We start from the raw sequence: 19,468 nt of genomic DNA on the forward strand, positions 1-19,468 counted from the left end.
GCTCTTTGGTGTGGTAGTCGTTTTATGACACCCTCTAGAGAGGTGCAAATTGAGAGGTGCACAGTCATAATAGTACAACGAAACACCCAAAACACTCGGAAGAAATGCCTACAGCATGGCAGATAGTCGTTCGTCGGCCCTCCTTGACGAGAATGGGAACCTTTTCGGCCTCGTCAATGTCGTTGATGCGCTGGCCGTCCTACTCGTCGTTGCGGTCGTCGTGGCAGGCGCTGCGCTCGTTCTCCAGCCGGAGCCAGAGTCACCGGAACCGAACACAACCAATGTCACCCTCGATCTCGGGACACAACCATCGTACATCGTCACGGAGATCACTGAAGGCGATACGTACAGTCCCGATGGCGATTCGAAGCTCACCGTCACAGACGTTCACCTGACACCGCAGGACGATCAGACACGCGTCATCCTTCGGGCCTCACTGCAGGGACCACCTGACGGGGATAGTCTCACATATGCGAATGCACCCCCTCGCCTCGGCCGGTCACTGACTATCGCGACAAGTCGGTACGAAGTAGATGGTCAGATTCGTGCAGTGGGTGGTGACAACAGTTTCACTCAGGAAGACACGACGGTGGTTCTCAGAGACACCATGGCCACCGCCGAAGCGCGAGACGTCACCCCCGGTGATGAGATCCGCCTCGCTGGCCGCACTGTTGCGACTATCGAAGACGTAGCTGCATACACAACCGGTAATTCAACCGAACAGACCGTCTTCGTCGAAGCAGAACTCGACGCACACAGACAGCAGTCCGACCGTCGATTCGGCGGCACACAGATCCGGCGCGGGCAAACAGTCACGCTCCCGGCCGAAGACTACACCTTCGACGGTCGCATTGAAAAGGTGGATAGCGGCCTCCAGCCAACGACTACCGATGTGCTCCTGGAAACAACCGTCGATGCAGAAACGGCTGGCCGTATCGCTACCGGTGACGTCACTACCGTCGCCGGGTACGAGGCAGCCGAAGTACGAACAGTCACCACGTACGCAACACAGAACCCCGACCGCAAACGGGTGTTCGTCGGTCTCTCGCTGGCGACCCTGGAAAACGCTGGCCGTCAGCAGTTCGGCAGCGCTGCTGTTCAGCGCGGGAACGACATCACCATTTCGACGCAAAGCTACGAACTCTCCGGAACCATCGAGCGGGTCGGGGAACTCGAACCACGTGGGGCACCCACTAATCGGGCGGTTACACTGCGGATGACGGACATGCGCGCGGACATGGCCGATGCGATCGAACCCGGCATGACAGAAGCCGGTGGCGGCGAAACGGTCGCTCGCGTCAGCCGTGTCAGTACCGAACCGTCTGTCATCATCACCACGGGCGACAACGGCTCCGTGAACGTCGTCGACCACCCGTACCTGCGTGACGTCACCATCACGACCGAACTCCGAGTCCGCGAGACGACGAGCGGTGTGCAATTCAAGGGCGATTCCCTCCAGCAGGGCTCGACAGTCGTGATCAATTTGGGGACAATCACCATCGAAGCAACGGTCGTGAGTGTCGGACTCTGAACGACATCACAAACGGTATGTTGGATCAGTCAAACGAGTAGGTAATCCGATGTCGGAGGAATCCGGGTCACTAAGCCCTATTGAATCTGTCGGAGAGAGAATCAGTGCGATTAGCGACGGATCACAGGTCATCAGTGCCGGGTGTGCAGTCGGTGCTCGTGCAAGTGAGTTCGTTCGGGAATCCTATTGCTATCGCTGGCTCACCAAGGAGCCTGACCCGGAGGTCATCGTTATCGACCTTCGGGAGACGTACGCTGTTGGTCCGTTCATTGCACTACTGGATAGGATCGTCCCGTACGTCCAGCACGCGTGGCAGCACTCGCGTGTTGGGTCGACGGTGAAGCACGTGTTCGAACGGTTTAATGAAAAGGTGCTTGATCCCCTTGCCGAGACGCGTGGCTACGAACTCGCAGTCTCGGTCTTGGCACCACCGGAACCTCCAGAACGAGAGCGCACCACAGCGGATGATTCGGAATCTACCGAAGGTAGGCAATCATAATCTTCGGTAATTTTCCCTTTATGATTTCCGCGACTCAACTTTGTTGTCAGTGGCAAAAGGTCACAGTTTCAAACAATCCTAAGTGACCACAATTAGATTCCAGTCATTAGAACAGCAAGAACAGGGGTCAATATATCAACTACGACTTAGTCAGGATGGTAGAAGTCTTGACATTGTGAGTGATACGAAGCAGGAAGAGTTCACAAAATTCGATTCAGATCGACGGTCAAAATCAGTGCTATTTATTGATTCATAAGGGCCGTTTGTTGCCACGGTGGTTAACCCTCTGTCTCTCACAATTCTGTTAATGCCCGGATTGTGAGCGTGTGAATGACTCCACCCATTTCTTCGCTTTTCACACTTCGAAAAACGGCCGTTAATATGTGTCTATCTGGAAATGTGGACACTTCAATCACGTAGAGTCAGTCAACTTTGAGGGACAATCTGTCAACAATACTGTCAACTGCACCTTCCCCAGCAGGCACGACTACGGGCGCACTTGGCCCATTCAAGCTACTGCCATGGCCTGCCCCGCACTCCTGGGTGGGGGTACCCCTCAACTGGCAAAGCTCAGGTGGTTCACTCACACTTCCGATATTACTCTCTTTATTCCGGAGTGTCTGCGGAGTGTGAACTGGATAAACAGCCGAGAATAGCCAGTATACCGTTATGATGACCGTGATTCGGAGTGTGACCGCTCGGGTAGCCGATCCCGGAGCGTGCTGAAGGTTAGAATCTGTGATAACCCCGGTTCGTCAATGCGATACTGCTTGGGGGGAGTCCCGGAGCTGTACGTTTTCTCGACCCGAGGGGGCCCTTCGGGGGGATCATTAAGTGCTTCGACGACGCGTGTCGCAGCCGAGCGCGACGGGACAACCCAGATTGCCTCCGCAGGGTCACGGGCAGCCATCTTATCGAAATCTGCGACGACCGCCTCGGCGACATCGTTGTTCAGGCGCTCGGCTTCCGCGACGATGACGATTTCGCCGTCGGCGTCCAGACCGACCACATCAAACCGACGCTGGTCGGTCCGGTCGGCAGCCGTATCCGGGGTATCTGCCCCTCCCATGGCCGTCTCGGCTGGGATATGCGGCAACTTGCTCTGACCGGGTTCGTGGTAGCGAGACACCTCAACGACTGGTGACTCGGCGTCGTCGGCGTATGCGTGCTCTAGATACCGAGCCAACGCCTCAACCTGCATGCGATGCTCGCTGGTCTCCTCTAGGTCACCCACACCGTGTCCGTAATCGACGCCAGCGCGGTGGGATTCGTTCAGCAGGGACCGCCCGGCACTGGTGACAGTGTAGAGCAGGTGGGGTTTTTGTCCGTCACGTTTGAGCAAGCCACCGTCAAGCAATTCGTTGACAGCCGTGTCATCGATACCGAAATACTCCCGGAGCCGGAGCATCGAGTCATACACAATATCGTACATCGGCGACTCGTACTTCATCGACCACGCGTTGTAGACGGCCTGCAGGAACAGCAATTGCTGGTGGGAATACTCGGTCTGTTCACGCTCGGCCGTCGACAGTGAGATGTCTATGTCACAGACCGGAACGTTAGCGGGGTCGATCGCTGCCAGCGTGTCGTGACATGTGATCGCATCCAGCATGCCCGCCCGCGTCGAACCGTAGAGTGCGTCACACACGGTGCAGGTGAGCGCATGCCGGGAATCATCGTAGGCAACGGTCGGGGGCAACCGCTCGGTGTAAGGCAACGGACTGTCAACGGTCACGTCGGTGGGGCCCGTAGAGTGTGTGGACTCACTGGTTGTCGTGGATGGCTCCGTTTCCGTGATATCGAGCCCGTACCGAGAGCGAACAGTGTCGGTCCGGTCGGCCATAGCAGCTCTGAACTCTTCCTGCGGGAGATCCTCGAAGGACTCGGACTCGGGATGGCCAGCGGGCAGTGATGGAGCGGTCACCTGAAATGGGTCAGGCTTGGTGGCACCGTATCCACCCGGGAGAGACACCAGCCACTCCCCTCGCGGGAATGACCCTAGCTTGTTCTCGATCTCGTCGGCAGTATACCGGTCAGTCGCCAGTGCCTCTGCCAGTGGCCGATCGTACTCGACCTGGGACGCAACGACAGTACCAACATTGTTGAGAAGTCGCTCGTACGTTCCGGGAGTTGTGTGTTTGAACTGCGCAGGGAACTGGGAGATCAGGGTGAGTCCGATGCCGAAACTCCGGCTCTGATCGAGCAACTCCCCGATGAGGTCGAGCTCCTCGAAGGTGGCGGCTTCCTCTAAATACAGGTTGACCAGCGGCAAGTCAGTCCCGACATCATCGGCATACCGAACCCGACGCTTGAGCGCACTCCAGAGGTTCGACAACACCACTTGTGTAATCGCCTGTTTGGTTTCCTGTGAATCGAACTCACCCATATCCAGGATTATCAGGGCGTCTTCATCTAGGAGATCAACGAGATCGAACCGCTCGGCGTCATCCTCCGGGAGATGATTGAACAGCGCACGGAGTCGGGCATCCTGTGAGACGGTATCGAGTCGTGTCATCACCCCGCCCATAACCTTCTGAAACGTCCGGTCGCCGGTGTTGAGGATTGTCGTGAGGTTCCGCTCGAGTGTCTCATCGTCGACGGTCGGCATCGTCTGGTCGTCTTGGAGCCGCATCGCCGCGGCCTTCAGGTCAGCATGCGTGAACGCATCGCCGCCATGCCGTGTATCGAACTGCGCTTGCAACAGGAACCGAATCACGTCCGGCGAGCGGACGGCTGCATCATAACTGTCCTCGGGCATGAGTGCTCGAAGCAGGCTGATGTACTGGTCAATGGTGTTTGCGACCGCACTAGGACGCGGAATGCCGGCCTCAAGTTCCGGGCGGATATCGAGGACAGAGATCGCTGGCAGCGTTTCCGAACACTCGAAATAGTACACATCATCCAGAGAACCATGACGAGCGTAGTGTGATCGGAGTACCTCCGTGGCCATCTCATCACCCTTCGGGATGAGGGCGATATCCGCACCCCCAGTCGACGCGCTGTTGTCCAGTATGATGTTCTCCGCGAGGCCGGTCTTCCCGCTGCCGGTGCTGCCGGCGAGTAGCGTGTGCTGTGGCTGGAGTCCCGGCGGGAGGCGAACGGTGGTGTCCTCGACGACCCCCTCGCTGTTGCGGACGCGTCCAAGCGACGGTCCGTGGTCGTAGTTGTCCAGAACACCCGGGGCTGGGGGCGTCGCAAGCCCTGTGGTGTCAGACTGGAGATCGAAGGCACGTCTGGTCGGTTCGGTCAGGTCCGCCCCGTCGACGAGCGTGATACTGCCGATTTCCGTGTAGTCGGCGACGATTCCCTTCGCAGTACTCCGGTCGATGGGGAACTGCAACGGGAAATAGTTGTACGCGGGATCGGCAACGGTGCGCTCCTGTATGTCTGTGCGAACGCGATCAGTTTCGGTGTGATATTTCCCCTCGATCTTGTAGTACTCCCCGCTGAACGTCCCCATCACGGACGCAAGCCGTTTGGCCGTCGACTCGGCACCGGGGCCACTGCCGACGAGTACCCGCACTGACGCGGCGAAGGCATCCTGCTCTTTGGCCTCGAGATGTGACAGCCGGTTCCGTTGTGAATAATGTAGCTCGTCCTTTGGCTTCCGCTCAGGCAATGATCCAATTATCGTCTCAAAAGTCTCGTTGGCAGGTCGCTTGCAATCACGAGACAGGTATCGTTCGATATCGTTCTTTGCTTCAACGAGCTTGTCCGTGGGCTGGGCACAGATCTGTAATAGACAGAGTGTATCACTCTCTTGAAGCGCTTCAAGCAGTGCTGTCATCGGGTGCCGACCGCTGGCGTCGTCGTGTGGACCAAACGATCGTAGGTTGGTGAACCAGTCACTGTAGCAGTCCGGCGTCCCGACGGCTTCAACCGCGTAAGTCCAATCCGGCGACTGGAACTGCGAGAGTGGGCTGCAATTGTCCTGGCGGGTGATTCGGTAGCTGTTGGGAAACAGCGTTCGGACGTGGGGCTTGAGTGACTCGACATCCAGCCTGCCATCCGCTCCGAGATAGTACTGGAGTGCCGTCCCGGTCTCCCGGGGATGGGCGGTGACTGTCCATTCATATGTCGACTCTAGCTGGCTTAGTGTTCGATATGTCTCTATGCCACCCTGTGGATCTATGGTGCTGTCTGACGGCTCTACTAGGAGATAGCTGTGTGCGATGTCATCTGTTCCAGACATCTGTGGCGCGTCCGACGATGAGCATATTAATAGTTTAGGCCCCAGTATCAACGAAGATAATTGAGCGTAGTGCAAGCCCTATCGATTTTCTAGCATGCGTAAGATTACGGAGAAAAGTTCCCGTAACTAACCGAAGACGGATTCAGCAGTCGGGCTGGTGTGGTGAGTTATATATTTAATTTGTCTTTTCTTGCTATTAAATGATGACTGGTTGATGGGACTGGGCGTACGGAATGACACAAACGGCGCCAGTCAGCGCGCGCGCAGGCCGCAAGGAATCACTTACAGCCCACTTCCCGTGCCGACAAAATCTAATGCCCACTACACTGGTACGTTACACTATGTCGGAGTACAGGACTACCGACATCCCGAATGGCGAGTCGGAGATTCACGACGAACCCCGCATCCGGGACCAGCGAGTCACCGTGAGCCACATCCACACGCTGGTCGAAGAGCGCAGCCTTGACGCGCAGACGGGCGTGGACTGCTGTGCTCTCAACGCCGCAGAAGTTTCCCACGTACTGGCGTACTATCACGACCACCGCGAAGAGATGTGAGTTGTCGAAAAACGCCATCGGGAACCCCACGAAGCCGCAGAAGCCGACTCAAAAGTTGTCACTGGCCAGGGAATCTGTCAGACTCGTAATCATGGAGGTGTCATCTCTGCTTGAGCAAAAATCATGGCTCCGCTGGCTGACGAACTCGACAAGGCAGACGGCATAGAGCGGTCGTTGACGTGAGTGAGTTAGGCGAAGGCGCAACGTCACCACGATTTTCCAGTACGCCGTAGAGTCGTTTCATCGCCACCAGCGACGACGACTTCGTCCAGATGCTAGCCGACTCACACAGTGGCGTGTTCTATGTCCCCGACCAGTCGCTTCCCCCGCACGAACTCTACCACATCGTCCAGCGAGTTATCGAAGCGTTCCCGATCGAGAGGCAGTGGTTACGGTGACGTCCATCACAACGGACTGGCTGTAATTCTCGCCTAGTATTCTGTTCGTTCTATTCTTAAGATTAAATTAAGGGTAGATCATCATCCACTGCTAAAGATAGTATATTCGGAAGGTATTCAGTTGCGTGGCGGAGTGGCGCCTGGAAAGCGGTCCGGGTGTCACAAACCATGTCTGAGAACAAATGTACGTCCGGTGACGACCCGGGCACTGACGGCACAGCAACTGACTATGCATCGACAGGCGACTCGCTTGAGATCCGGTACAGAGACCACAGTGGGGTGTGGCGGCGGATACAGTTCGAACCGCGCCCGGACGGCCCTGGATGGTACCGGCATGAAGAAGAGTGGACTGGCTGTCACTGGCGCCCCGTCGGCCGTGAGACGGTGACGGACCTGTGGTGGCAGACCAACGTCAGTGGACAGTGACGTAATCGGCAGCGATAGCACGTAGTTCGTCACACTACGTAAGAAGTCGAGAACCCGTTTATAAGAAATTAGTAGCGCTTCACTGCGAGTGTGGATACTCGGTTAGGAATGATCGCCCAGTCTCACTCAATCCGTACTTGCCATCTTCAATTTTGTTCACATATCCCTTGTCGCTAAGTTCCGCCAACCTGCGTGAAGCGTGTTCTCGTGACATCCCGAGATTGTCGGCGATGATGATCGGTGAAAGGATTTGTATGAGACTGGAAGAATTGAGCGCGACGAGAATCAACACATCGGTATTCGACATCCACTCCGGTCTAGTCCTCATGACTCGCTCTGATTAATTGTGCTCCCGGTCGAACTTATCAATTATTAATCACGATTTGGTAGTATCAAGTTACGGTATCGTGAGTGGTTTTAATATCATGGACAAATAATCCTATCCTGAAAGCCTAATATGATATTAAAAACGTTCCCGCTACTTTCCATATTAATCTTGAGAGTTGACAGACAGGTGCGACGAAAACAGGATCTGTACACATGACTTCAGATGTCAATGATGAATTCGTACCCGACGACTTCGAAGCGGTATTCGGCTCGCTCGGGTTCCAGAAGACACTCGTGTATCAGCAACTCGATGACGGAATCGAAGCCATCATCAATCACGAACGCCTGTTTGAGTCGCTGGTATCAGCGGTTACCAACCAGCATTCACAGGTCGACTCACAGGATGTTACACGGGAATTCGTCACCGCACTCCATCATGAGGTTCGAGCACATACTGAATCCTTAGACAGTGATACAGCAAAACGGATCCAAACACGAGCATTGAATCAGTGTCAGACAACTCGAGTAGCAGCGTCGGATACGACGGGTGCTGCAGGTACGGTCGAAGACTATCTTGCAGGTCGCCTGGAACAGGAGGACGTACTCCAAGTGCAGTCGAGAACTATTGCGGAAAGTGTCGGCCTTAAGAGCAGGCACGTGGGACAGATTCTGGGAATGTGGCGCAACAGCGACGATGCACCCTTCGACGTGACCGCCTCAGAAACAGCTGGGGAAGGGAATCTCTGGACGATTCAGCATTCAACTGGGTGAGGGATATTCGATTGAACCTATAGACGTATGTGAGTGTGATTCCTCAACTGTGATGGTCCCAAGATACACACTACTTGGGTACCATCATTCGAAATCGGGAGTGGAACGAGTCGTTGGTTCGAGAACCGTAGGTGGGTTGAAGAGACACAGCTCATTTCGTCTGTCTTGGAGGTCGCTCAGACGATGCAATTCTCACCAGATTCTCTTCCGACGGCCTCCGCCACGATCAGGAAGTGTGAGAGAACGAACTCGGGAATGAGAGAGTACGTTTCGTTTGTCTTCTCACTGGTGTCTCACGGGTTGCGTTCCGCTTCAATCTCGGCTCTGATGTCGAGAACGATTTCGGGATCTAGATCGAGGCCGTACTCGTAGTACCGGCCGCCGCTCTCGCCGCGATTCCGATCGGTCCGATGGAGGAATCCGAGCATATGGAGGTCCGAGAGGTGGTTCTGAATGCTTTTGAGCGTCGTGAGCGGTTCCACGGCGTGTGAGTCCGCGACGCGCTCGTATCGGGTCTTGATCGTCTTCGAACGGACTAGCGTCTCTTCCTGCTGCTCGAGATACGCGAGCGTTTCGAGAAGTAGTTGGGCGTGCTGGGTCTGATCGCGGATCCGATTTCGTAACCGACCGCGTTGGACGAGTTCCTGGGCTGCAACGATATGCGAATCGTCGACGCTATCAGCCTCCTGCTTTTTCGCCACTTCGCCACCGACCCTGAGGAGATCGATCGCTTGTCGGGCGTTTCCTCGGTCTTTCGCCGCAATCGCTGCTGCCCTCGCGACCGCCGATTCATCACAGGCACCGTCAACGAACGCGCGATCGGCACGGTCAGCAAGTATCGTTCGGAGTTCACTGGCATCGTACGGGCTGAACGAGATCTCAGCTTCCATCAGGGTGTCCTTGACCTTCGGCGAGAGGCCCTGTCGAAACCTGTAGTTGTTGCTGATCCCGATGACGCCAATTTTCGAATTCGTGATATGGCCGATCGAGCGCGCTCGCGGGAGTTCATACAGGAGCGTGTCGGCGTCGCCAAGATGATCGATCTCATCGAACACGATGAGGTGTGTCCCACCCAGTCGATCGAGTTGCGCATACAGTTCCTCGAACGCGTCGGCTGTACTGAGCCCCCGCTTTGGGAACTCACTCGCAGCCTCCGGGAGCAGTGTGTTGATGAGCGCTCGGACGACCGAATAGACCGTCTTTCCGTTACAGTTCAGCTCGTGGACGAACAGGTCGTCGGCGTTGGGGCGCTCTGTGGCTTCGTTTTGAAGCGCTTCCATCATGTATGTCGTCACCGCCGTTTTCCCGAGTCCGGCCCTCCCGTACAGCATGATGTTCTGTGGCGTCCGGCCGAAGAGGACGTCCTCAAGCGCGTGGCGATATTCGTCGATCTCCTCGTCACGCTCCAGGATCTGATCGGGTTGGTAGTCTTCGGAGAGGACCTCCTTTGCAGTAAAGAGAGAACGTTCGACGTCGCTAAACGGTCCGGACATGAGTCTATTTATAATGACCCATCGCAAATATATAAAACCTGCTTTTGTTTGTCTCGTTTGTCTGGATCCACTCCTGCTTGTTAGTCCCCTCTCAGCTATCGAGACGCTACGCATTACTTGGCGTCAGGAGACAAACGAAATCCACTCTCTGAAGCGGAGGTTGAGTGGCTGCTGTGGAGTACCCGGTGTCACAGTCGAAGACAGACGAAACGTCCTCTCTCATTCCAGAAGAGGTCACCTACAGCGGAGCAGGCTAAGTCCTTCTGGGTCGTCCGAAAGACGGAGTTTCTCCAGATGACGAGACATCGAGAGCATGTTGAACCACGGGACTCCGAGGCGCTTTATAGTGGTCAGCCCAATACGACAGAGTCGACAGGAGACTGACTGTGGACTTCCTCCGAGAAACACACCCGGAGAATCGAGACAAACGAAACGTACTCTCTCATCATGTATCATATCGTATCGTCGAAGTCGAGCGTAGAATTTGCACGAATGGTATCTGCGACCGTGACGAGACGTTTGTCCGGTTTAGAGATCGTGTCTCTCGAATTCGGGTCTACGAGTAGATTCTGTGAAGCAGCGCCAAAATACGGCACGAACAAACGATTAGGCTTCCACAAATTCGGGTAGTCTCGAATATCTCGTGTGAATCGGGAGAGGCCGGGATGCTTCTGCAGGGCGCGTGTCATCATCCGGCGTTCCAAACTGTGCTCGAGGAACTGTTCGTAATGATGCGTTTCTGGAAGCGGATCCGCGAACAGCAGCAAGGACTGCAACGTGCGATCTCGTGGTTGAACTCCACGACCAGCGGATCATCAGGGCTGCCCGTTCTCTTCAATGCCTCGACGCAGTACTCATAGAGACGCCTCCCAAATGGCGTCTCGGACTCGCCAGACAGAGTCAGCAAGTCCTTCAACTGCTTCCGGGAGCAGTCCAGTGGCAACACCACCGCTCGTGCCACATTGGCGTCAGAAGCCTCCAGATCAAGCATAGGTCGGAACGGAGACCAGGTGGTCGAGAGTGTCGAATCCTTCATCCAGGAATTTCCGCCGGGGGAACAACACAATCCCATCGAGGAGCTGAACGTCACTGACGATCTGTTCGTGTAACGCCCGGACGTTCGGAACCGACGAGTACTCGTCTCTCTCTTCTGGGAGCACACCATGATCTTGGGTCAGTTCAGTGGTTTTCAGGAAATGGAGGAAATCGTAGATCTGCTCCCGATTCGGAAGGACGACGACACCGGTAGCTGCTGTCTTGCCGAGTTGGACGATCTGTAAATAGATCTCAAATGGCTCCTCATCCCAATTGGGGACGATGCCCAGGTATCGCAGTCGCTGCCCATCAATCGTGTATTCGAACCCAGCAAAGCCGAATCCGAGTACTGGCAGCCTTGACGACGAATCATCGGTGATGTCATAGTCAGCACAAGAGTAGACGATGTGCGGTGCGACCGTCCAGTCCGCGTCTGGTAATCCGATCAGTTCTGCTTTCGCTCTTCGAGTCACCAGATTGTGGTCACGGTGATCCCCGAGTACGGCTGTCCCATCGAAGGGCTTGCACTCCGAATGCGGATAGGAAGCATAGCTTGACTCCTCGTTCACTAACTCTGCGTCGCAGTTTTGTCAGAACTCCGGTGCTGTACTGTAGGCCTTGGAACGGCCAACACGCCGCTTCGATAACATTTGGATTCCAGCTCAGCTGGGCTTACGTCGTAGTGCTCCGCACAAATCTCGCTGAGGCCCCTTCCTCCGCCTCGAACGATAGGATCGTATCGTGGGAGCAGTCCGTACTGATCGAGGAACACGAGGTGGGCGAACACTCTCGCTGGAGTGACTTCGGCACCTCTTCGTGTAATCCGATTCTTGCTGGCCTGAATGCCTGCCAACACTCCTGGGACTAACTCATCTGTCTCGGACAGGTACTGACGGTGGATCGCCTCGGGGTCAAATGGTTCGAGAATCGAAGATTCTCGTCATCATGAGAGAGCTGCTCTCTCAAACGACCCCGAGGCTTCCTGCTTCGATGACACGCTTTGCAGACACCGAAGTGGTGTCCGTAGGGAGCGCAGTCTCCACAGGCGTGGATTCGGGCCATCCCAGCCCTAATTCAGAAAAGCCTCTCTGCAAGACATTCATCGCTGCATTCGCATCCCGATCACACTCGAATCCACATGAGGGGCAGGAGTGTTCCCTGGCCCAGATTGGCTTCTCCGTCTCGACACCACACGACGCACATTCCTTGGTCGTGCCTCGTGCTTCGACCTGAACAACGTGACAGCCGTACAGGTCGGCCTTGTATTCGAGGAGTGCGATGAACTGTCGCCACGCTGCATCCTGCTTGTTGCGGGCGTTGTGCGACTGTTCGAGCATCCCCCTCACGTTCAAGTCCTCGACGAATACGGCGTCGTACTCTTTGACGAGCCACGTCGTGATCTTGTGCTGGTAGTCCAGCACCTTCCGCTTGATGTGGCGCTTCACCTTCGCCACTTCCCGACGTTGCTTCTCGTAGTTGTTCGACCTCTTCTCCTTGCGAGACAACTTGCGTTGCTCGCGCTGGAACCGTTCGTACTCGTCTTCAAGATCAAGCCAGTCCACAGTCTTGCCATCCGACGTGTGGATGTAGTTCTGGATACCGAGGTCGATTCCAACGCTGTTGCTCGCGTCAAGCGAGTCCACGTCGGGCTTCTCGGGAAAGTCAGCGTCGTCGGTTTCGAGGCCGAAGGAGACGAACCAGTCGCCGGTCCTCTCCTTTTTGATGGTGACTTCTTTGATGTCTGCCTCGTCAGGGATGTCGCGGTGGTAACGGATTTTGATGTCTCCGATTTTGGAGAGCCAGAGCGTCGCACGTCGGCCACTCGTGTTTTTGAGTTCGAAGCCAGACTGCGAAAACGTCATACTCTGGAACTCCCGTGGTGACTTCCAGTTGAGTTTCCCGACTTTGCGTCCGTTCTGTTTCTGCTCGGAGAGGCCGTCGAGGTTCTGGTAGAACCGCGTGACGGTTCGTTGCAGGGCCTTCGAGTTGACCTCCGAGAAGATGGAAAACTGGTCTTTCCAGTCAGGGAGTCGGCTGTGGTGTTTGTACGCGGAGCCGATGTCGCCGGCATCCACGTTCTCGTACTCGTACAGGGTGTAATTGTACGCTTGGCGATGAACGTCGATGTGATGTTTCAGTTCAGCCGCTACCTCTTGTGTCGGATAAGCGTGGTAGCGGTGACTGTATTCCATCGCTGTCTGTTGATTCGAAATGTGTTTACTTAATGGTTTGTATCACGAATTGTCGGATTCAACCCCGGGGTCAAGCCCCGGGGCATTCTCCTCGACCGCCTGTAAACCGATGCGATCCACTTCTGCCCCTGAATCTGGTGTGGGGTTTCCGAGACGTATGCGTCGAATCGGTCCGATTCAGATTGAATAAGTGACCTAGTCGCCAAGTACGTGGCTTCGAATGAAACGCGGTCACTTCCGACGATGGGAGACTGGCCGGGTGGCGTCTCTGGTGGTCGCTGTGCAGTGAGTAACCAGTTCTGGGTAGCGAGCCGACGTTCGAACTTGACAATATGAGATGGATGGCATGCGGCCCCGTTCTTTTCGTACACACGGCCACAGACTGGGCAAGTCCTCTCGACGAAGTCCGTGAGCTCCGGCTGGTCTCTCTGCTCACCCCCTTCTGACTGACCCCCAGAGTTGCTTGACATACTGTAACTAAACCGTCAGTCAAAATTAAAGGTCAGTCTGGAGCAAGAGTCAGTGAACCGCTGTCGCAGTTATGGGGAAGGATAACCCCTTCCTGATTCGTAGTGCAACAATCACGCTGCAGTCATCGGTGTCGATGGACGACGGGAGCGGTTTGATGGTCTGACGGAACACATTGGCGTGATTATACTAATGGTCGGTCATCGTCTCAATCTTCATATGAGCCTGCTAAACCGCTCCCCCGTTGTGGGCTAGATCACTCTGGAAAACTATCCGAGATCAACTGGTTATATATGAACTATGTCGTAGACGGCATCAGAGAACTGGGCGATCTAATGGATGCTTAGCAGTGTATCACCGTAGAACTGACGGCGATAACAATCTCACCAGAGTGTGGTGTACGGTCGTGAAAGGATGCGGTCTGGGTGTAGAAGGAAACGTTTCGACAGTTGACACACCGGATTTGGGGACGGCAGTCTCCGGACTAAATGATGTTTTCACCATACCCCAGACAGTGAGCTTGTTCCCACGCTTGCTTACAGCGCCACTCGATTTCTTGATCGAGCGACTTTGGTTCCCCATACTATGACGGTGAGCTTCATAATGTCCCGGTGCATTTCGCCGAAGGCTGTTTGATTGAATATCAACTACAATACGGCCGGACGCTGTGATTCTCAGGGTTCTGTTTCACTCAGTTCGGTAAGGGCCTTGTTTTAGCCCCATTCTGTCCTGTGAAGCGATAACAGATATTTTATTAGTTGATTGCCCAAACCAAGACTCGATGGATGTCCTTCCCATTTGGAACCGAACTAAGCGAAGAATCAGGCAAGAGATAATTGGCCGGTGGGCCTCAAGGAACTATTCGCCGACGCCTGTTTGGGAGGAAGATTGGGATCTACTTATCATCCTTGACGGTTGTCGGGCAGATTTGATGTGGGAAGTAGAGGACGAGTATGATTTTTTAAATGACCGTGGTCAGCTCACATCGGTAGGAAGTACGACTATTGAATGGCTCGAAAACACCATTCAAAATGCCCCATCCTCTGAGATTGAACAGACTGCATATATTACTGGTAATCCCAACTCTGTGGTTGCGTTTCGGTTTTCTTTCCCAAACAATTGTAGCTGCGGGAAGGAACTTGATCCGGCCTATGACGACGTTTACCATTCAGGAACAACAACCTGCTCGGCTTGTGGCGAAGCTCACGAAGGAGACCGCATTATCCCTACAGACCACCTCGATGAGGTATGGCGTTCTCAGTGGAACAACGAACTCGGCACCATTCTACCGCGGCCGATCACAGATGCTGCAATCCGGTATGGCCGAACGAACGATTTCGACCGGCTTATTGTGCACTATATGCAACCTCATCACCCTTTTATTTCGATTCCTGATGTGGATCGTGGGACGTATATCGAAGCAGGTGACGAAGATCGTGTCCAACGAACGGAGACTATATGGGAACAGCTGCAATCTGGTGAACTAACCGAAGACTTTGTTTGGCATCACTACGCCGAAAATCTGCGATGCGTTCTTAATGATGTCGCTTTACTTCTGGATAATATTGATGCAGATTCGGCAGTCATTACCTCCGATCACGGTAATGCGATTGGCGAATATGGGGTCTACGGACACCTTGCAAACGTTCCGCTCCCTTGTCTGGTTGATGTGCCCTGGTACCGGACAACTGCAAACGACGCCGGCGATTATGACCCTGGATCAAGTAGAGAAGATAGAGAAAATCTTACTTCCAACGACGTGAAAGATAGGCTGGCTGATCTTGGATATATGTAACGGTGCTCTCCCGGGGATATCTTAATTCGTACATATCAAACCTTCCATTGAATAAACGGTAGTGTTTAGTTAGTAGCATTGAGCCATCGAGCAAAGCTCTGCAACCAATTTTCGGCGGTTTCCGGGTCGGCGTGACTGAAGCAGTTTGAAAACGACGAGGTTCGACGCTTCAGCTCTCGAAAAATCCGTTCGATGGCGTTCCGATTTCCGTGGCGACACATCTGAAATCGGAGTCCAGCTCGTTGAAGTGCGGTTTGGAGGTGTTGAGCGCCATCGACGAGAAAGACGCCAGTTTCGACATCGTGTTTTTGCCGAAGTTCGCGCAGGAAAATTTCTGTGAGGGTGGTCGTAGTCGTCGGAAATAGCCGGACGTGAAGCAGTTCGTTCGATTGGGGATCGGCGGCGGCGTACAGCCAGAATTGCTGATTATTGATCCGAATCACTGTTTCGTCGAGCGCAATTTGATTCGGAGATTTCCCAGATTCGGGCTGTAGATCGGCTTTCTGAACCCAATCGTGGACGGCTTTGCGACTGCGTTGGACACCCAGATCTTCGAGTAATTCGACGGTATTCGACAACGACAGTCCCGCAACGTGTGATTGAATACCCAACGCCATCGCCGACTCGGGTGTCCGCTCGCGCTCCACAAAATCCAAATCAATCCAGTCTCTATGTCCGCTGAGGCGGCTGATTTCTGGCATAGGCACCAAGAAATCCGTCCGCCTCACCTTTCACGCTTAACTAAACACGACGGAATAAACCCGTATATTCGAATAGCGGAGGAAACGGGCCTTCCTCGAACGTGAGCCAGCGACGGACGACTAATTTCACATCCCTCTACCGCCGGTGGCCGACAACTCGGTGAAGGTGAATTGACTCGTAACACATCGAAGAAGTCACCTACCACCTCCTACTTTTGAGAGTTATGCGATACGGCTTCGAACACTTATTCAAAGGTATTCGCCGTCCTCGGAGAGGGTTAGTTGAGCTAAAAGCGATTGCAATGAATCGACTGTTTGGGGGCAACTTTGGGAACTATGTAATGGAACAGGACTGGGACAACCTGATCATTCTTGATGCCTGCCGATATGACCTATTCAAACAGGTGAACCCTTTAGAAGGGCAATTGCATAGATTCCATTCGCGTGGTTCCCATACAGGGGAGTTCGTGCAACAGAATTTCCACGACGGGTCATTTCTTGACACAGTTTACGTTTCCTCAAATCCTAATCCAGCGGAGGAGGCTAATGCTGAATTTGCATCAGTTGAAGAGGTTTGGGAATCAGGATGGGATGAGAGTTTGCACACAGTCCCACCCGAAAATATGGTAGACAGAACGATAGATGCCGAGGAGAAATTTCCTAACAAGCGACTCATCAGTCATTTTCTGCAACCACATTATCCCTGGATTGGGCCAGACGGTCGAGAATTTATGTCGGAGCACGGATATACACCCCAAAATCGCGAGGATCATATCTGGGTACAGTTACGCAAAGGCGAATTGGATACAGAACGCGTTTGGAATGTTTATGAGGAAAATCTACGAGTTACTTTCCCATATGTTCAAGAATTAGCCGATTCACTTGATGGAAAGACTGTTGTTACATCCGACCACGGAAACGCATTTGGAGAATGGGGTGTATATGGTCATCCTCCAAACGGCTATATCTCTTCGCTTGTTCAGGTACCGTGGCTTGAGATCCCCTACGATGAGCGAAAAAATATCACGTCAGCACGGACTGGTGAGAGGTTTACTGATGAAGGACCATCTAAAGAGCGATTACGTGACTTAGGGTATGTCGAGTGAAGAGAAGTCCCCTCCCCCAGTTCAATACGGCGTTTCTCGGTGAAGCCCTCTACCAAGGCTTTCCACCAAATTATTCACGACTGAGTAGGACTGTTTGATATGCAAGTTGATATTGCAGTTCCCGGTACGTTCCACGCTTTCAAACTCGGGAGACAGTTAGAGAGTCGTGGTAGTTTACGGAGGATCTACACCACCTATCCAAAGTTTGCGACCGATTCGGAGGGAATCCCTGATAAAAAGGTGACACATATTCGCCATCCCGAACTTATCGCACAGGTAGGACACCGATTCCCCGTAGTGAATGATATAATTCCAAGTCAGTGGAATGACCCTCTCAATCGCTGGAAAGGGATTGCTTTTGATAAGGCGATTGCTCGGAAGTTGGAGCCAGCTGAAGACGGCCTTTTTCTTGGGTTTGCGGGAGTGTGTCTTGAAAGTTTACAACGGGCTAATAAAATAGGATTGACAACAGTTGTGGAGCGAAGTTCTGCACACATCAGGACACAGAAAGAGATACTCGATAAAGAGTATCAGAAGTACGACCAAGGTGACTCCCCCATTTCGACAAATCACGTAGAACGAGAAGAAACTGAGTATGGAGTGGCAGATTATGTGATCACAAGCTCAAAATTTGCTCAAGAATCATTTCTCAATAGAGGTTTCACTGCCGAAAAAGTCCGCTGTGTCCAACTGGGAGAGGATATAGAAGGTAAAAAGGTCGGGACAAAGCGAGAAAACAAAAAAGAAAAAACAACGTTCCTATTTGCGGGTAAAGTGGATCTGCAGAAGGGGGTACAGTATCTATTAGAGGCTTGGTCTAACTCTGACCTTGCGAATTCTGAATTATTACTGGCCGGGAACATACCAGAAAATATGAAGAGCGTCAAAAATAGATATGAGAGGGACGATACCATACGATTTCTGGGTTGGAGAGATGATATTTCGGAAGTATATGCTAATAGCGATGTTTTTGTACTGCCGTCCTTACACGACGGCTTTGGGATGGTCGTAACTGAGGCAATGGCAAACGGACTTCCCGTACTTATTTCTGAAAATACTGGGGCGAAAGACTGTGTACGTGAGGGCGTTGATGGGCAGGTCGTGCCCATTAGAGACAGCGAAGCTCTTGCAGAAGCGATGCAGTATATGTACAACAACCCTGAAGAGCGAAAGCAAATGGGAGAGAACGCACGAGAACACATTACGTCAAACTTCACAGAAGACGACTATGGTGAAAGGATACTTTCCGAGTACCAAGCAATGATTAGTCAGTAGGAATCAAGAGCTGATTAGACGGTGCGAGATGACACTGTGTCGGCAGGGGTATTTTTGACGGCCTCCTCTGGCTCAGGTTCCTCATCCTCGCACCACACGTCGTAACTCGATTTGCGGAAGTGAAGTATTCGCTGTTACTGTTGTAATCCATAGAAACGCATCAAAGTCCATCGAGTCCACTTCTGGCAGGTGCGCGAGTTATGTAAGGGCGTAGTGCCGCTTCAGCTCTGAATCGCTAGATACACCGAATACAGCGTCTCTCAGTTGATTCTAGCAGTTCAGGCTTGACGTGGCAGTAGGTTGCTCCCGCGCTCCCACCATCTACCATGGGAAGAATCATATCAGTTATCTCCGTGCTCATGATACGAACTATGCCGCCCTCTGCCAAATTCCTCCGCCCATCGGCAGGTGCATACTCGCACGATTCGACAAACGGTTGTACGATAGGCTGAAACGCCTCTCACGGTACGTCGCCTTTCGCCGATAAGTAGAGGTGAGCGTGAGGCGTAGCATACTGCTGAGTTCCTGCCAGTACTAACAGCCGTTCCCACCTGTCCGTGTGCTTGTCCATCCGACATTCGTTCTAGTTTAGTGGCGGTCAAAGCCGAACTCACCTCGTTCAACCTGCTCACGTAACCGATCTCTGTGTGGATTTGGATTTCGTGATGCCCACAGCAACAGCTCGTCCAAATCCGGCAGTTC

At 53.6% G+C, this 19,468-nt stretch carries 14 protein-coding genes; 9 read left to right on the forward strand and 5 right to left on the reverse strand.

Features of this window, described 5'->3' with window-relative positions; genetic code table 11:
* Positions 1–115 precede the first annotated feature (115 nt).
* Positions 116–1,531 carry a DUF4330 family protein gene (locus tag D3D01_RS18845; protein WP_121513313.1) on the forward strand — a complete coding sequence of 472 codons (1,416 nt, stop codon included), beginning with the start codon at positions 116–118 and terminating at the stop codon, positions 1,529–1,531.
* Positions 1,532–1,580: 49 nt separating this feature from the next.
* Positions 1,581–2,030 carry a hypothetical protein gene (locus tag D3D01_RS18850; protein ID WP_121513314.1) on the forward strand — a complete coding sequence of 150 codons (450 nt, stop codon included), beginning with the start codon at positions 1,581–1,583 and terminating at the stop codon, positions 2,028–2,030.
* Positions 2,031–2,697: 667 nt separating this feature from the next.
* On the opposite strand, the gene D3D01_RS18855 is transcribed toward D3D01_RS18850, so the two are convergent.
* A complete protein-coding gene (locus tag D3D01_RS18855; protein WP_121513315.1) occupies positions 2,698–6,222 on the reverse strand; it encodes an ATP-binding protein in 3,525 nt (1,174 codons plus the stop codon).
* 341 nt (positions 6,223–6,563) lie between these two features.
* Here D3D01_RS18855 and D3D01_RS18860 point away from each other — a divergent pair, with 341 nt between their 5' ends.
* The 4 genes from D3D01_RS18860 to D3D01_RS23530 all read left to right on the forward strand — a co-directional run bounded on the left by D3D01_RS18860 (position 6,564) and on the right by D3D01_RS23530 (position 8,701).
* Positions 6,564–6,779: a hypothetical protein gene (locus D3D01_RS18860; RefSeq protein WP_199725459.1), complete on the forward strand. Its 216-nt coding sequence runs from the start codon at positions 6,564–6,566 to the stop codon at positions 6,777–6,779.
* A 272-nt stretch (positions 6,780–7,051) separates the two neighbouring features.
* On the forward strand, positions 7,052–7,177 hold the full coding sequence (locus D3D01_RS24880; RefSeq protein WP_255410442.1) for a hypothetical protein: 126 nt from the start codon (positions 7,052–7,054) through the stop codon (positions 7,175–7,177).
* Positions 7,178–7,345: 168 nt separating this feature from the next.
* Positions 7,346–7,603, forward strand: a complete 258-nt coding sequence (locus tag D3D01_RS18870) for a hypothetical protein (protein ID WP_121513316.1) — start codon at positions 7,346–7,348, stop codon at positions 7,601–7,603.
* A 540-nt stretch (positions 7,604–8,143) separates the two neighbouring features.
* Complete coding sequence (locus D3D01_RS23530) at positions 8,144–8,701, forward strand: hypothetical protein (RefSeq protein ID WP_147439950.1); 558 nt, start codon at positions 8,144–8,146, stop codon at positions 8,699–8,701.
* A gap of 293 nt (positions 8,702–8,994) precedes the next feature.
* On the opposite strand, the gene D3D01_RS18880 is transcribed toward D3D01_RS23530, so the two are convergent.
* The 3 genes from D3D01_RS18880 to D3D01_RS18895 form a co-directional block, all read right to left on the reverse strand.
* Positions 8,995–10,194, reverse strand: a complete 1,200-nt coding sequence (locus D3D01_RS18880) for an orc1/cdc6 family replication initiation protein (RefSeq protein ID WP_121513318.1) — start codon at positions 10,192–10,194, stop codon at positions 8,995–8,997.
* Positions 10,195–11,177: 983 nt separating this feature from the next.
* Positions 11,178–11,798: a hypothetical protein gene (locus tag D3D01_RS18890; RefSeq protein ID WP_147439951.1), complete on the reverse strand. Its 621-nt coding sequence runs from the start codon at positions 11,796–11,798 to the stop codon at positions 11,178–11,180.
* Between the two features lie 393 nt (positions 11,799–12,191).
* Positions 12,192–13,421 (reverse strand): RNA-guided endonuclease TnpB family protein, encoded by a 1,230-nt coding sequence (locus D3D01_RS18895; protein ID WP_121513321.1) that lies wholly within the window; start codon positions 13,419–13,421, stop codon positions 12,192–12,194.
* Positions 13,422–14,670: 1,249 nt separating this feature from the next.
* Here D3D01_RS18895 and D3D01_RS23535 point away from each other — a divergent pair.
* Complete coding sequence (locus tag D3D01_RS23535; RefSeq protein ID WP_147439952.1) at positions 14,671–15,684, forward strand: LTA synthase family protein; 1,014 nt, start codon at positions 14,671–14,673, stop codon at positions 15,682–15,684.
* Positions 15,685–15,749: 65 nt separating this feature from the next.
* Here D3D01_RS23535 and D3D01_RS18910 read toward each other — a convergent pair whose 3' ends face one another.
* The gene (locus D3D01_RS18910) at positions 15,750–16,385 is read right to left on the reverse strand and encodes an IS6 family transposase (protein WP_121513326.1); all 636 of its coding nucleotides are present in this window, start codon (positions 16,383–16,385) and stop codon (positions 15,750–15,752) included.
* A gap of 341 nt (positions 16,386–16,726) precedes the next feature.
* Here D3D01_RS18910 and D3D01_RS23540 point away from each other — a divergent pair, with 341 nt between their 5' ends.
* Both D3D01_RS23540 and D3D01_RS18920 read left to right on the forward strand, forming a co-directional pair.
* Positions 16,727–17,491, forward strand: a complete 765-nt coding sequence (locus tag D3D01_RS23540) for a hypothetical protein (protein WP_147439953.1) — start codon at positions 16,727–16,729, stop codon at positions 17,489–17,491.
* Between the two features lie 99 nt (positions 17,492–17,590).
* On the forward strand, positions 17,591–18,766 hold the full coding sequence (locus tag D3D01_RS18920) for a glycosyltransferase (RefSeq protein WP_121513325.1): 1,176 nt from the start codon (positions 17,591–17,593) through the stop codon (positions 18,764–18,766).
* Positions 18,767–19,468 lie beyond the last annotated feature (702 nt).

It is taken from the genome of Haloarcula sp. Atlit-7R (assembly GCF_003666065.1).
GTDB lineage: Archaea > Halobacteriota > Halobacteria > Halobacteriales > Haloarculaceae > Haloarcula > Haloarcula taiwanensis.